Consider the following 14,276-nt stretch of genomic DNA (forward strand, 5'->3'; position numbering starts at 1 on the left):
ATCGTCGCGCCCCATGTCACTGATCAAGAAATTCGCGACGGTCGCCTCGGGCACGCTGATGAGCCGGGCGCTGGGCTTTGCCCGCGAGATGCTGATGGCGGCAGCACTCGGCACCGGCCCGGTAGCCGATGCCTTCTATGCCGCGTTCCAGTTTCCCAACACGTTCCGCCGGCTGTTTGCCGAGGGCGCATTCAACGCCGCCTTCGTGCCGCTGTTTGCCAAGGAAATCGAAGCCAACGGCGTCGAGGGTGCGAAGCGATTTTCCGAAGAGGTGTTCGGCGTGCTGTTCACAGCACTTCTGGCGCTGACGATCGCCATGGAACTGGCGATGCCGCTGATCGTGCGCTTCGTCGTGGCGCCCGGTTTCGCCGACAACCCGGAGAAGTTCGACCTGACGGTGGCGCTGGCCACCATCATGTTCCCTTATCTCATCTGCATGTCGCTGGCGGCGATGATGAGCGGCATGCTGAACTCGCTCAGACGCTACTTCGCTGCGGCCGTCGCCCCGGTGTTCCTCAACATCATCCTAGTCGGCGTGCTGGCCAATGCCTGGTATCGCGGTCATGACGGGCTGACGGTGGGCTATGCGCTGGCCTGGGGCGTGCTGGCGGCGGGCCTGGTGCAACTTGGCATCGTCTGGATCGCGGTGCGCCACGCCGGCATCGCCATAGGCTTTCGCAGGCCGAAGCTGACGCCCAACGTCAAGCGGCTGTTGTGGCTTGCCTTGCCGGCGGCGATCACCGGCGGCATCACCCAGATCAACACACTGATCGGCACGGCGATCGCCTCCGGACAGGACAGTGCCGTGTCGTCGCTCAACCTTGCCGACCGGGTCTACCAGCTGCCGCTCGGCGTGGTCGGCGTGGCTGTCGCCATCGTTCTCCTGCCGGAATTGTCGCGGGCGCTGAAGTCGGGCAACCTGATCGAGGCGGCCAACCTGCAGAACCGCTCGGTCGAGTTCACGCTGTTCCTGACACTGCCGGCGGCGGCAGCGCTGCTCGTCATCTCGGAGCCGATCGTGCGCGTGCTCTACGAGCGCGGCGCGTTTGCCGCAACCAACAGCACGCCGGTGGTGGCGGCGATCCTCGCCATCTTCGGCCTCGGCCTGCCGGCCTTCGTGCTGATCAAGGCATTTACGCCCGGCTTCTTTGCCCGCGAGGACACGCGGACGCCGATGTATTTCGCCGCCATTTCGGTGGCGATCAACATCTCGGTGGCGCTGACACTGTTTCCGTCCTGGGGCGCACCCGGCATTGCTGCGGCCGCTGCCGCGGCAGGCTGGGCCAATGCGGCGATGCTGCTGGGGACCCTGATCTGGCGCGGCCACTGGGACCGAGATGCTGCACTGCTGAAGCGCATCCCCCGTCTCGTCATCGCCTCGGCGATCATGGCGGCCGGACTGTGGTTCGCCGCTGGCGAAGCCGAGCAGTGGCTTGGCTCCGCGGCGCCCTTCTACACGCAGGCGGCGGCGCTCGCCGTGCTGGTGGCGGGTGCGATGGTCGTCTATTTCGGCGTCGCCTTCGGCATCGGCGGAGCGGATATCGGCATGATCAGGCGCAACATCCGGCGCAATCGCGCCAACGCAGCCCCTGCCGCCATCGACCCCGACTGACCGCAGCATGGACGCTGTACTACAGCGCGGCGACAATAGTGCCAGACCAGTCGAGACTTGATCGACGCTTCCGGCTCGTTCATAAGCGCCACTCGAATTTCGCCGCGCGCGAAACGGCCCTCCACAAGCCACGGGATCAATCATGACCGCCGCCTTCAAACCGCTCATCTTCTCCGGCGTCCAGCCGACCGGCAATCTCCATCTCGGCAACTACCTCGGCGCCATCCGCAAGTTCGTCGCCCTGCAGGAAACCAACGAGTGCATCTATTGCGTCGTCGACCTGCATTCGCTGACGGCCCAGCTCGTCCATGACGACCTAGAGGGCCAGACGCGCTCGATCACAGCCGCATTCCTGGCTTCGGGCATCGATCCCAAGAAGCATATCGTCTTCAACCAGGCGCGGGTGCTGCAACATGCAGAGCTTGCCTGGATCTTCAATTGCGTGGCGCGCATCGGCTGGATGAACCGGATGACGCAGTTCAAGGACAAGGCCGGCAAGGACCGCGAGAACGCCTCGCTGGGCCTGCTCGCCTATCCGAGCCTGATGGCCGCCGACATCCTCGTCTACCGCGCCACCCACGTGCCGGTCGGCGACGACCAGAAGCAGCATCTGGAGCTGACGCGCGACATCGCCCAGAAGTTCAACAACGATTTCTCCAGCCGCATCGCCGACCTTGGCATCGGCGTCGAGATGCAGGTGGGCGAAGAGACGGTGAACGGCTATTTCCCGATCACCGAGCCGATCATCGGCGGGCCGGCGGCGCGCATCATGAGCCTGCGCGACGGTTCGAAGAAGATGTCGAAGTCGGACCCTTCCGACCTGTCGCGCATCAACCTGACCGACGATGCCGATACGATCTCGAAGAAGATCCGCAAGGCCAAGACCGATCCGGCACCGCTGCCGAGCGAGCTCGAAGGCCTCAAGGAACGCCCCGAGGCGGAAAACCTCGTCGGCATCTATGCCGGCCTTGCCGACATGACCAAGGAAGAGGTGCTGCGCCAGTTTTCGGGCCAGCAGTTCTCGGTGTTCAAGCCGGCGCTGGCCGACCTCGCTGTCGAGAAGCTGGCGCCGATCGCCGGCGAGATGCGCCGCCTGATGGCCGATCCCGGCCATATCGACGCCGTGCTGCGTGACGGCGGCGACCGCGCCCGCGTCATCGCCGAAAAGACGATGAAGGACGTTCGCAACATCATCGGCCTGCTGGGCGACTGAATACGACATCGTCGCCGGCTGCTTGCGGGCGGCCGGCGCCGGTGGCAGATTGCCAACCGAAACCTCGCATCAGGGTAGCACATGGTCTCCAAACGCCTCAGCAAGGAAGCCGGCCACCGGCGCAAGTTCCTGGCTATCATCGACGATACGCCGGAATGCGAGCGCGCAGTCGCCTATGCCTCCAAGCGGGCCCGGAGCACGAACGGCGTCCTCGTGCTGCTCTATGTCATCGAGCCCGACGACTTCCAGCACTGGCTGGGAGTCGAGAAGATCATGCGCGAGGAGGCGACCGCAGCAGCCAATGCCGCCCTCGATTCGCAAGCCGGGCGGGTCCGCGAGACGCTGGGGATCGAGCCCGAACTGGTGGTGCGCGAGGGCCGGCCGGCCGACGAGATCCACAAGCTGATTGAAGACGACCAGGATATCGCTATCCTGGTGCTGGCAGCAGGCGCCGGCAAGGAAGGCCCCGGGCCGCTTGTCGCCTCGATCGCCGGCAAGGGTGCGGCCTTCCCGATCCCGGTGACGGTGGTGCCGCAGAACCTGTCCGACGAGGACATCGACAGCCTGGCCTAATAGGTCGGGCGCAACATATTGGCGCGGAGGCGCGCCAGCGGCTTGAATGTCGGCCGTCTTGAGCCTAATTAGAACTATTCCAAACTGACAATCCCGCGCGCGCGGGCACGGAGACACGTCCATGTTCATCCAGACCGAAGCGACCCCCAATCCGGCGACGCTGAAGTTCCTGCCGGGCAAGGAAGTGCTGCTCGAAGGCACGGCCGATTTCCGCGATGCCGACAGCGCGCGTGCGGCTTCGCCGCTTGCCGGCCGGCTGTTCGACATTCCGGGCGTGACCGGCGTGTTCTTCGGCTACGATTTCATCACCGTCAGCAAGGACGGCCCCGACTGGCAGCACCTAAAGCCGGCGATCCTCGGCTCGATCATGGAACACTTCATGTCGGGCGCTCCCGTGATGGCCGGCCAGGCCGCAGGCGGCGGCGGCCATCATGACGACCAGAACGAATTCTTCGATCAGGCCGACGCCGAGATCGTAGTGACGATCAAGGAACTGCTCGACACGCGCGTGCGCCCGGCGGTGGCCCAGGACGGCGGCGACATCACCTTCCGCGGCTACGAGAACGGCACCGTGTTCCTGCACATGAAGGGCGCCTGCGCCGGCTGCCCGTCTTCGACGGCAACGCTGAAGCACGGCATCCAGAACCTGCTTCGCCACTTCGTGCCTGAGGTACAGCAGGTCGAACAGATCTCCTGAGGATCTTCGCGAACTCTACTCCGACGGCCATCTGACGCGGCTTTCTGCGCTTCCGGTGCTCACGGACCTGAACGTCCGCTGCGCTCCTGTTCTCGAAATCCACGCCATATGCCTCGCCGGAGCGAGTTCTCGAAAGACCCTCGCCGTCCACAAGTGACAGCTCAAACAAAAAACCGGGCCAAAGCGCCCGGTTTTTCGTTTGCGACGTCCGTGTTGCCTGGACGGTTCGCAGTTATTGGACGATGACCTTGGCGCCGACTTCGACGCGATTGTAGAGGTCGATGATGTCCTGGTTCATCAGGCGGATGCAGCCCGACGACATGGCCTTGCCGATGGAGTTCCATTCCGGCGTGCCATGCAGGCGGTAGCCGGAATCGCCACCCTTGTTGAAGAGGTAGAGCGCCCGGGCGCCGAGCGCGTTCTTCGGACCGCCGGGCATGCCGCCCGACCACTTGGCGAGCTCGGGCTGGCGCTTGATCATTGCGGGCGGCGGCGTCCACACCGGCCATTCGCGCTTCACCGCGATGCGGGCGGTGCCCTGCCACTCGAAACCCTCGCGGCCGACGCCGATGCCGTAGCGCATCGCCTTGCCATCGGGCTGGACGAGGTAGAGGAACTTCTGGCCGGTATCGACGACGACGGTGCCGGGCTTCTCATTGGTTTCGTAGCGCACGATCTGGCGATGGAACTGGCGCGGAACCTTGCTGATCGGGATGGTCGGCAGCTGGTAACCGGCGTCGACGCGGCCACCATAGTCGTTGGAGAACATGCGCGAGACGCCGTCGGTCGAACAGCCCGCGAGTGCGGTGGTCAGCGCCAGGGCGGCGACAATAGCAAGAGACTTCAATCGCATGTGGGGTTCCCAAGCAAGAGCGGTGTCCGGGCCGATTCGGCCTCATTTTTGCCACCATTCTTACCGGTCGGGCATTTTGCTTGCCAAGAGGCGGAGGCCAGCAAAGCCGCGCTCTCGTTAACGTAACGTCCGGGTTATGGCATTTCGGCAACACGCATCGCGGGAAAAGCCAACAGATTCAACGATAGGGGGCAATGGCGGATTTTGCGTTCGCGCGGAGCCGGATGGCGGAAAACGGTCTGGAATAATCCAGCAGACGGGTTCAAAACGTGAACAAATGATGCAATGATTGGTCCATGCCGATCATTTCACCTGTCGCTTCCAACCCTCTCGTCGATGGCCGCCAGTCCGAGCGAGCCATGCTGGTGCGCCGCGGCGTACAGCGCCTGCTGATGCAGATGGGCGCGCATGTGCTGCCCGAACTGTCGCTGGCGACCGGGCGACGCGCCGACCTTGTGGCGCTGACGCGCCAGGGCGACATCTGGATCATCGAGATCAAGTCGTCGATCGAGGACTTCCGCGTCGACCGCAAATGGCCGGAATACCGGCTGCATTCGGACCGCTTCTTTTTCGCCACGCATCCGGAGGTGCCGGCCGGGATTTTCCCCGAGGAATGTGGCTTCATCCTCTCCGACGGCTATGGCGCCGAGATCATGCGCGAGGCCCCGGAGCACCGGATCGCGGCGGCGACGCGCAAAGCCCTCATGCTGCGCATCGCCCGCGCCGGCGCGGCCCGGCTGCTGGCAGCGGAACTGGCCGGGGTTTCGGTGCCGGCGCTGGAGGGGGAGAGCGAGTAGGGAATAGGGAATAGGGAATAGGGAATAGCAGAACGAGAAACGGCGCCCGAGGATCAAGCGCCGCCCACTATTCGCTACTCACTATTCGCTTTATCTCGGCGCCCGCTTGGCGAGGATGCGCTGAAGGGTGCGGCGGTGCATGTTGAGCCGGCGTGCGGTTTCGGAGACGTTGCGCTCGCACATCTCGTAGACGCGCTGGATGTGCTCCCAGCGGACGCGGTCGGCCGACATCGGATTTTCCGGCGGGGCTGCACGCTCGCCAGAGGCGTTGGTCAGCGCGGCATAGACGTCGTCGGCGTCGGCAGGCTTGGAGAGATAGTCGATGGCACCGAGCTTCACCGCGGTGACAGCGGTGGCGATGTTGCCATAGCCGGTCAGGATGACGGTGCGGGTGTCTTCGCGGCGCTCGCGGATGGCCGAGACGACATCAAGGCCGTTGCCGTCGCCGAGGCGCATGTCGACCACGGCATAGGCCGGTGGATTGGCGCGGACCTTGGCGACCGCTTCCTCGACGCTTTCGGCGGTATCGACGGTAAAGCCGCGGCTTTCCATGGCGCGGGCCAGGCGTGTCAGGAAGGGCTTGTCGTCATCGACGAGCAGCAGTGAATGGTCTTCGCCCGGCAATGCGGCCGCAATGTCCTGGGTGGTCATCGCCTTTGATCCTTTTTGTCGTTGATCCCAGTCGTTCTTATCGTTTTTCAAGCAGATATAGGTGCAAAGCCGCGATGTCCAATGCCGGGGCGGTGAACACCCCGTTCAAGACCTCATGCGGTGTCGAACATCGTCGTGCCGGCAGGGGCGGGATTGAGGAAGATGGCGCGCGGCCAGGAGATCTCGACAACCGCCCCCTCTCCCGGTCCGTTCGAATTGCTGAAACTGATGTCGGCGCCGGAACGCTCGAGCAGGGTCTTGGCGATGAACAGGCCGAGGCCGAGACCGCCGCCCGGCTCGGCGCCCTGGCGGGTCGACATATAGGGCTCGCCGATGCGATCGATGATGTCGGCAGGAAAACCCGGGCCGTCGTCGAGGATGCTGAAGGCGACGACGTCGCTGTCCCAGCGCCAGCGCACCGTGACGCGGCTGCGGGCGAAGTCAACGGCGTTTTCGACGAGGTTGCCGAGACCGTAGATGACACCCGGGTTGCGGTGGCCGACCGGCTCGGGCCCGATGCGCTCACCGGGATCGAGCTTGATGGAGATGCCGAAGTCGCGATGCGGGGCGATGACCTCCTCGACCAGCGACGTCAGCGGCAGGCGGGCGAGATGCTCCTCGCCCTCGGAGGACAGGCTGGTGAGGCGCTTGAGGATCTCGCGGCAGCGCTCGCTCTGGCTGCGCAACAAGGTGACGTCCTCGCCATATTTCGGATCCTTGCCGAGCGCGCGCTCCATCTCCTTGGCGACCAGCGTGATGGTGGCGAGCGGCGTGCCAAGCTCATGGGCGGCGGCGGCTGCGAGGCCGTCGAGCGCCGACAGATGCTGCTCGCGCTGCAGCACCAACTCGGTGGCGGCGAGCGCGTTGGCGAGCAGGCGGGCCTCGTCGGCGACGCGGAAGGCATACATGGCGGTGAAGGCAATCGAGCAGCACACCGCGATCCAGATGCCCGATGTGTAGATGAACGGCATCGCCAGCACGATGCCCTCGTACCAAGGCAACGGCAGGTGGAAGAAGGCAAGCAGGCTGACCATGATGATGACCAGCACCGCCAGCATGGCGGTCAGCCGCAGCGGCAGCGACGTCGCCGAGATGACGACGGGCACCGTCATCAACAGCGAGAACGGGTTGGTGAGGCCGCCGGTGATGAACAGCAGGCCGGCGAGTTGCAAGCTGTCGAAGGTGAGGATTGCGAAGGCGGCGAAGGGGTTGAGGCGCTGGGTGGCCGGATAGCGGAAGGCGAGGAACAGGTTGAGCCAGGCGGAGCTGGCGATGAGCGCGAAACACAGGCTGACCGGCAGGGGGAACTCCAGCCAGTAGGCGACCACCACGACGGTGAAGCTCTGGCCGACGATCGCCAGCCAGCGCAGGCGGATCAGCGTGTTGAGCCGCAGCCGGTGGCTGTGCTGGAGGTCGGGGGTGCGGGTCAGCGAGTTCATGCCAGCTATATGCGCTGCAAGGCGCGCCCGCGCCAAGTGCCCGTGCACGGTCTTTTCTGAAAACCAGTATCAACGGCTCCGCAAACCTTCGGTTCGGGTCGGCATCACGTGCCGCGCGGCTTGGCGCGGGCGGTGGCCTGCGCCTCCAGCGGGTTGTCCGGCCAGACATGCCGGGGGTAGCGGCCGCGCATGTCGGAGCGGACATCGGCCCAGGAGCCGCGCCAGAAGCCGGGCAGGTCGCGCGTCGTCTGGATCGGGCGATGGGCCGGCGACAACAGTTCCAGGGTGAGCGGCACTGTGCCGCCAGCGATCGAGGGATGCTTGTCCATGCCGAACAGCTCCTGCACGCGCACGGCCAGCACCGGCCATTCGCCATCGTAGCGGATCGGCACATGGCTGCCGGACGGTGCTGTGAAATGCGTCGGGGCAAGCGAGGCGATCTTGCGCTGGAGGTCGTGCGGGACGAGCGACATCAGGCCATCGTGCAGGACGCCCGCGCCGATGCGGGCAAAGGTCGCCTCGCCGCGCAGGTAGGGCAGCAGCCAATCCTCGAGGCGGGCAAGCAGGGCTTCGTCCGACATGTCGGGCCAGGGATCGCCGAGGCCGCGATGCAGCCAGGTGAGGCGCTGGCGCAGCGTCTCGACCTCCTTGCCCCAGTCGAGCAGGTCGAGGCCGTGGGCGCGGAGCGCTTCGAGAATGGCGCGATCGGCCTCTTCGCCCCTGGGCGCCGGCAGCATGCGTTCGGACAGGGTGACGGCGCCGAGGCGGACGGTTTCGCGCACGCGTACCGAGCGCTTGTCCTTGTCGAAGGCGGACTGGGTTTTGCGTTCCAGATGTGAAGCAAGGACGGTGCGGATGTCGGCCTCGGAAACCGCGGCGGCGGACGAGATGCGAGCGTTCTGCGCCTTGCCCTGGAGATCGGCGACGACGAGATACTGTTCGCCGGCGAGCGGATCGGCGGCATCGACGGCGGCACCGCTGCCGTTGGCGAGCACAAAGCGGCCGCGCTCGCCACGCGCTTTGGCGACGCGGTCAGGCCAGGCGAGGAGAAGAAGCGCGCCGGGGGTGGGTGCACCTGACGGCTGCGCACCGTTGCCAGCCTGCCGCGCCAACCGCTCGGCCAGTTGCCGGGCAGCGTTGGCGCGGGGCGAGCGCTCGTTGCGGAAACGCTGCAGCCGGCGTTCGAGGTCGGCACTGTCGCCGCCGAGACCGCGCTCGGTCATCAGCACGGCGAGCTGCGCGGCCTCCGACCCGGCACCTTGGCGCGCGGCTTCGGCGACCATGTGGGCGAGGCGGACGGGCAGCGCCAGCCTGCGCATCGCCTGGCCTGATGCAGTCAGGCGGCCGTCAGTGTCGATGGCGTCGAGTTCGGTCAGAAGCGCCCTCGCCTCGGCCAGCGCCGGTGCCGGTGGAGCGTCGAGGAAAGAAAGCGTGGTCGGATCGGCGACGCCAAAGGCAGCGCAATCGAGCAGGAAACCGGACAGGTCGGCCTCGAGGATTTCGGGCGGCGAAAATGCCGGAAGTGCTGCCGTCTGCTCGGCGCGCCAGAGGCGAATGGCGATGCCGGGACTGGTGCGGCCGGCGCGGCCGGCGCGCTGGTCGGCGGCGGCGCGCGAGGCGCGCACGGTCTCGAGCCGGGTCAGCCCGCTCGCCGGCTCGTATCTGGGCAGACGCGACAGGCCGGAATCGATGACGACGCGGACGCCGTCGATCGTGATCGAGGTCTCGGCAATGGCGGTGGCGAGCACGACCTTGCGGCGACCGGCGGGCGCCGGCCTGATCGCTGCGTCCTGTGCCTTGCCGTCGAGCATGCCATAGAGCGGCACGATGTCGACATCGGCAGCTACGCGGCCATCTAGGCGCTCGGCGGTGCGCTCGATCTCGCGCTGGCCGGGCAGGAAAGCGAGCACGCTGCCCGGCTCGTCTGCCAATGCGTCCCGGATGGCCTTGGCCATGGCGTCCTCGATGGCTGTGCCTGCCGGACGCTCGTCGTAGCGGATGTCCACCGGATAGCTGCGGCCCTGGCTCTCGATGATTTCGGCGCCGTCGAGCAATCTTGAAACGCGGGCGCCGTCGAGCGTCGCCGACATAACGATGAGCCGGAGGTCGGGGCGTAGCGCGCCCTGCACGTCGAGCGCCAGCGCGAGGCCGAAATCGCCGTCGAGCGAGCGCTCGTGGAACTCGTCGAACAAGACGGCCGACACACCGGGCAGTTCGGGATCGTCGAGGATCATGCGGGCAAGCACGCCCTCTGTGACGACAAGTATCTTCGTCTTCGGGCCGACTTTGCTTTCCATGCGCATGGCATAGCCGACGATACCGCCTGGCTCCTCGTCGAGCAGCGAGGCCATGCGGCGGGCGGCGGCGCGGGCAGCGAGCCGGCGCGGCTCGAGCAGGATGATCCTGCCGTCGCCCCGCCAGGCGGCATCGAGCAGCGCCAGGGGCACCAGCGTGGTCTTGCCGGCGCCGGGCGGGGCGACAAGCACGGCGTTGTTGCCTGCAGACAGGGCCGCGGCAAGTTGCGGCAGGACCGCCGTTACAGGCAGGTCGGGGAGCTTGGTCATCAGCAGTCGTTCCGGGCCATCCGCCGCGCAGGCGGCCCGGCCGCAATATCAGCGGATGCGGGGATCACGCAACAACGGCATCCCGGCCAATTTTGGCGCGCAGGCCGCGCGGGGATGAGCTGGCATCAGGCCAGTTGCACCAGCCGAAGCCAGCGGGCATCTAGAACCTGACGTTCAGGCCGATAGTGCCTGTCGTGAAATCGGCGTCGACAGTGTGCCCCGTCACATTGAGCACCTGCGGAAAGGTTTGCGCCTCAAGGACGAAATGACGGACCTCGAAGCTGATCGAGGCCTTTTCCGCAAACGCATATTCCGCGCCGCCGCCGACGGCATAGCCGGAGTGCGTGCGCCGGGGGTAGGAGACGTCGATGGACGCAAAGGAGTCGTAGTCGTGCTGGATGCCGACCAGCGCCCCGCCGGCAGTGCCGTAGACCAGTGCACGGCCAAACGCCAGGCCGAACTGGGCGTTGGCTGTTGCCAGCCAGTCCACGTTGAACCGGGCGTGATTGAAGCTGCCCACTATGCCCTTGACGTTGCCCAGGGCTCCGTCCACCGACACACCCATGACCGCCACGCCGTACTGGTAGCGATAGCCGGCTTTCAGGCCGGCAAGGCCGCCATCGATAGCTCCCATGTCGGGAACGCCAACGGGAACGTTGGCATAAGTCGCATCGCCATTGGCGCCACCAGCAAAGGCGCCGACATAGGCGCCAGACCAGTCGACAGCGGCCTGCCTTGCGTCCTGCGCAAAAGCCGACCCGGCAGCCACGACCATGGAAGCCGAGGCAACGGCAAGACGTTTCATGGTTCCCCCTCAGACGACAGCAAGTCGAATCTGTCTGGTTGGACTGGATACAGCCGCGATCTTAGGTGTCAACAAGTAGTACAGCTCAGATTGTACCTGCAGCAATTGAATGGAGCTTCCTGTCACATTCGGTCGCCAAGGCAGTGCTCATCGCGACCGTTCCTTTGCCGGAATGAAGCTTAACGTGACGCATCCTTGACGGTGACAGAGGGGTCCGTGGCAGAATTTTGCGCGTCCCTCGTCTGCGCAGCGTCGAGAAGCGCCAGCGGCACCAGCGTGGTCTTGCCGGCGCCGGGCGGGGCGACAAGCACGGCGCTATTGCCGGACGCCAGGGCCTCGGCAAGTTGCGGCAGGACGGCCGAAACCGGCAGGTCGGGGAGCTTGGTCATCAGGTTCGTTCCGGGCCATCTGCGCCGCGCAGGCGGCCCGGCCGCAATATCAGCGGATGTGGGGATCAGGCAATATCGCGTGCGAGGCCCGCTGGCTCGTCTCGCGGCCTGCGCACCTGGGTGCGGGCTGCTTTCAGCTGCGATCCCGGGCTCAGGCCGCGCTCTTTCCACGGCGTTCCCTGGTCTTTTCCGCCGTGTTTTTCTGATCGATGTCGCTCAGCAGAGCGCAGGCGATCGACGCCTCGGACTTGGTCAGGCCGATGAGCGGAGCAAAGCCGAGCATGGCGGGCTCCTCGGTCATGGTGTCCCAGACGGTCCAGAGATCGGACGGGTCCAGGACCAGTTCGTAACGCTTGTCCATCATGCGCCTCCTCGCGAATCATGAATGATCGGGCATGAACCGGTGTGACTGGCGCTGGTGAAGGAAAGATAAGTATTAACAACAGGATAAGATTAAAATTGTAGCGAGCTCGCCTGCCAGCGAAGTCCAGGGAACGGTGGACCGGGTTGCCAGGAGCGACGCGGTGAATGCCGACCGCGAAGCGTCACAATCGTTAGCCAAGTGTGATCCGGCGGCCCTTTCATTGCCCGAAACGGACAATATGTGACGGATCCCTGACAGTTTTGCGACAGGAGAGGGTCCGTGGCGCAGATGATGCATCCAGCAGTTGGCAACGTCGCCATGGGACCACGGCGTGACCATTTCCGCTTCCTGGCCTGTGCGCTGGCGCTCGTCGGCGCAGTCACCGTCGCCTCGGCGCTCGCGGCGATCATTGCGCCCGGAATCCGCTCGCTGCTGCTGCAGGAGGACGGCATCATCGAGATGGGCACCGTGCTTTTCCTCGGGGCAGCCGTGCTCGGAGCGGGTGCCCCAACGGCGCTGCGGGGACCGCGCGTGCCGCTGGTGCTGGCGGGCCTGATTGCCCTCGCCGAACTTCTTGATGAAACCAGCTTCGGCTCGCGGCTGTTCGGGTTCCAGCCCTTGACGCTCTATGGCGGCGGGCATCTCGACGGTTTCCACGACCTGTTGATCCTGGCGTTCCGGCTGTTGCAGCAGGTCAGCCACAACCTCGCCTGGCTGCTGGTCGTGCTGATGCTCGCGGTATCAGTGGGGCTCTCGTTGTTCGCCCTGCGCCAGATCGCGCGCAACATGGGCGGAGCGACGACATGGCTCTCGGGCCACGCCCTGCTTTTCCTGCATGTCAGCTTCATCGGGTTGGCGCAGGTCATCGACATCGCTGCATCGTCGCGCGTGCTTGCCGCCGTCGAGGAAGTGCTCGAACTCAACGCGGCGATATTGCTGGCGTTTTATGTGGCACAGCAGGGGTGGGAGGTGTCCACCCGACACATTCGGCCAAGTGGGACGCATTGAAGCGCCCCCTCTCCGTCACGGCTTTGCTGTGACACCTCTCCCCCACTGCGTGGGGGCGAGGAACCCAAGCTGGAGTCTTTCTACCTCACCTTCACCCACTTCTGCTCGGCAAACGACTGCGCCATCGCATGCACTGTGCGCTCGATCTCCAGGCCCTCGTCGAAGTCGATAACGCGCGCCGGCTGGCCGGCGATACGGGCGAGGAGTTCGCGGCATTCGATGGTCTTGAGATCGTTGAAGCCTAGGCCGTGCCCGGGGGCGGGGATGAACTTGCCGTAGGGCTCGTGGACGGGGGCGGCGAGGATGGTGCGATAACCCTGCTCGGTCGCACGGTCCGAGGTGACGTAGAGCTGGATCTCGTTGAAGCGCTCCTGGTCGAAGACGATCGAGCCCCTGGAGCCGAAGATCTGGACCTGGATGCGGCCCTTGCGGCCCCAGGCCGAGCGGTTGACCAAAAGCGTTCCGGAGACGCCGTTGTCGAGATGGATCAGGCTCGAGGCGATGTCGTAGGTCTCGACCGCGCGGCGGCCGCCGCCCGTTACCTGCCGATCCGGATAGGGTTTTGCCATGTCGCACATGACGCGCTCGACCCGGCCGAAGAGTGCCGAAATCAACGACAGCGGATGGACGGCAAAGTCGTCGAGCGCGCCGTAGCCTGATGTCGCCTCGTGCTTCCAGAAGAACGGAGCGTCGGGATCGGCCATGAAGTCCTCGTCCATCTCGACGCGGAGATGGTTGACCTCGCCGATGACCTTCTCGCCGAGCAGTTGGCGGATGTGGCGGATGGCCGGGCTCTGGATGTAGTTGTAGCCGAGTACCGCTGTCTTGCCCGACTTGCGGGCGGCGGCGGCCATGGCTTCGGCCTCGGCGAGCGTCGGCGCCATCGGCTTTTCGCACCACAGGTGCTTGCCGGCTTCGAGGATGGCGATGGCCATCTCGGGATGGAACTGGTTTGGCGTGGTCAGCGAGACGATCTCGACCTCGGGATCGGCGACGACAGCGCGCCAGTCACCCGAGGATTTCTCGAAACCGAGCTCGGTGGCGCGGATCGCGGCGAGGCCGGCATTGGCCTCGCCGAGATGGACGAGCCTGACCTTCTCCACGTCGCCGAACACCGTGCGCACCGAATTCCATGCCAGCGCATGGCACTTGCCCATGAAGCCGGTTCCGATAAGACCTACACCTGTCACTTCACGCTCTCCCGGTTTATAGAATGGGCATTTGCCGTTGACGGATTGAATAGTCGAATTTTGGCGAAAATGGAACATACGGTTCATTTTATTTGGACAGCCCGTGGCGGCGGCGCTATGG

General features: G+C 65.4%; 14 protein-coding genes. 6 read left to right on the forward strand and 8 right to left on the reverse strand.

Translation table 11 applies throughout. The annotated features are described in order from the left end of the window. The first annotated feature begins 13 nt into the window (after positions 1 to 13). From murJ to GGQ99_RS14845, 4 genes are all read left to right on the forward strand, one after another. Positions 14 to 1,612: a murein biosynthesis integral membrane protein MurJ gene (murJ, locus tag GGQ99_RS14830; protein ID WP_183263122.1), complete on the forward strand. Its 1,599-nt coding sequence runs from the start codon at positions 14 to 16 to the stop codon at positions 1,610 to 1,612. Positions 1,613 to 1,754: 142 nt separating this feature from the next. Then, positions 1,755 to 2,825, forward strand: a complete 1,071-nt coding sequence (gene trpS / locus GGQ99_RS14835; RefSeq protein ID WP_183263123.1) for a tryptophan--tRNA ligase — start codon at positions 1,755 to 1,757, stop codon at positions 2,823 to 2,825. An 81-nt stretch (positions 2,826 to 2,906) separates the two neighbouring features. Further along, entirely contained in the window at positions 2,907 to 3,398 is a 492-nt protein-coding gene (locus GGQ99_RS14840) for a universal stress protein (RefSeq protein WP_108605841.1), read from the forward strand. A gap of 121 nt (positions 3,399 to 3,519) precedes the next feature. Continuing rightward, complete coding sequence (locus GGQ99_RS14845; RefSeq protein ID WP_108605842.1) at positions 3,520 to 4,095, forward strand: NifU family protein; 576 nt, start codon at positions 3,520 to 3,522, stop codon at positions 4,093 to 4,095. Positions 4,096 to 4,327: 232 nt separating this feature from the next. On the opposite strand, the gene GGQ99_RS14850 is transcribed toward GGQ99_RS14845, so the two are convergent. Continuing rightward, positions 4,328 to 4,948 (reverse strand): L,D-transpeptidase, encoded by a 621-nt coding sequence (locus tag GGQ99_RS14850; protein WP_108605843.1) that lies wholly within the window; start codon positions 4,946 to 4,948, stop codon positions 4,328 to 4,330. A gap of 296 nt (positions 4,949 to 5,244) precedes the next feature. Here GGQ99_RS14850 and GGQ99_RS14855 point away from each other — a divergent pair, with 296 nt between their 5' ends. Continuing rightward, the gene (locus tag GGQ99_RS14855) at positions 5,245 to 5,745 is read left to right on the forward strand and encodes an MmcB family DNA repair protein (RefSeq protein ID WP_183263124.1); all 501 of its coding nucleotides are present in this window, start codon (positions 5,245 to 5,247) and stop codon (positions 5,743 to 5,745) included. 90 nt (positions 5,746 to 5,835) lie between these two features. Here GGQ99_RS14855 and GGQ99_RS14860 read toward each other — a convergent pair whose 3' ends face one another. The 6 genes from GGQ99_RS14860 to GGQ99_RS14885 form a co-directional block, all read right to left on the reverse strand. Beyond that, on the reverse strand, positions 5,836 to 6,396 hold the full coding sequence (locus tag GGQ99_RS14860; protein WP_108605845.1) for an ActR/PrrA/RegA family redox response regulator transcription factor: 561 nt from the start codon (positions 6,394 to 6,396) through the stop codon (positions 5,836 to 5,838). 113 nt (positions 6,397 to 6,509) lie between these two features. Continuing rightward, positions 6,510 to 7,835 carry an ActS/PrrB/RegB family redox-sensitive histidine kinase gene (locus GGQ99_RS14865; protein WP_183263125.1) on the reverse strand — a complete coding sequence of 442 codons (1,326 nt, stop codon included), beginning with the start codon at positions 7,833 to 7,835 and terminating at the stop codon, positions 6,510 to 6,512. A gap of 104 nt (positions 7,836 to 7,939) precedes the next feature. Continuing rightward, entirely contained in the window at positions 7,940 to 10,399 is a 2,460-nt protein-coding gene (gene hrpB, locus GGQ99_RS14870; RefSeq protein WP_183263126.1) for an ATP-dependent helicase HrpB, read from the reverse strand. Positions 10,400 to 10,559: 160 nt separating this feature from the next. Continuing rightward, positions 10,560 to 11,204, reverse strand: coding sequence for an outer membrane protein (locus GGQ99_RS14875; RefSeq protein WP_183263127.1), 645 nt, complete (start codon positions 11,202 to 11,204; stop codon positions 10,560 to 10,562). Between the two features lie 179 nt (positions 11,205 to 11,383). Continuing rightward, a complete protein-coding gene (locus GGQ99_RS14880; protein WP_108605848.1) occupies positions 11,384 to 11,593 on the reverse strand; it encodes a hypothetical protein in 210 nt (69 codons plus the stop codon). A 151-nt stretch (positions 11,594 to 11,744) separates the two neighbouring features. Beyond that, on the reverse strand, positions 11,745 to 11,957 hold the full coding sequence (locus tag GGQ99_RS14885; protein ID WP_108605849.1) for a hypothetical protein: 213 nt from the start codon (positions 11,955 to 11,957) through the stop codon (positions 11,745 to 11,747). Between the two features lie 279 nt (positions 11,958 to 12,236). Here GGQ99_RS14885 and GGQ99_RS14890 point away from each other — a divergent pair, with 279 nt between their 5' ends. Next, the gene (locus GGQ99_RS14890; protein ID WP_183263128.1) at positions 12,237 to 12,965 is read left to right on the forward strand and encodes a hypothetical protein; all 729 of its coding nucleotides are present in this window, start codon (positions 12,237 to 12,239) and stop codon (positions 12,963 to 12,965) included. An 80-nt stretch (positions 12,966 to 13,045) separates the two neighbouring features. On the opposite strand, the gene GGQ99_RS14895 is transcribed toward GGQ99_RS14890, so the two are convergent. Continuing rightward, the gene (locus GGQ99_RS14895; RefSeq protein WP_183263129.1) at positions 13,046 to 14,155 is read right to left on the reverse strand and encodes a Gfo/Idh/MocA family oxidoreductase; all 1,110 of its coding nucleotides are present in this window, start codon (positions 14,153 to 14,155) and stop codon (positions 13,046 to 13,048) included. Positions 14,156 to 14,276 lie beyond the last annotated feature (121 nt).

The organism is Aminobacter niigataensis (assembly GCF_014200015.1).
GTDB classification, from domain to species: Bacteria; Pseudomonadota; Alphaproteobacteria; order Rhizobiales; family Rhizobiaceae; genus Aminobacter; species Aminobacter niigataensis.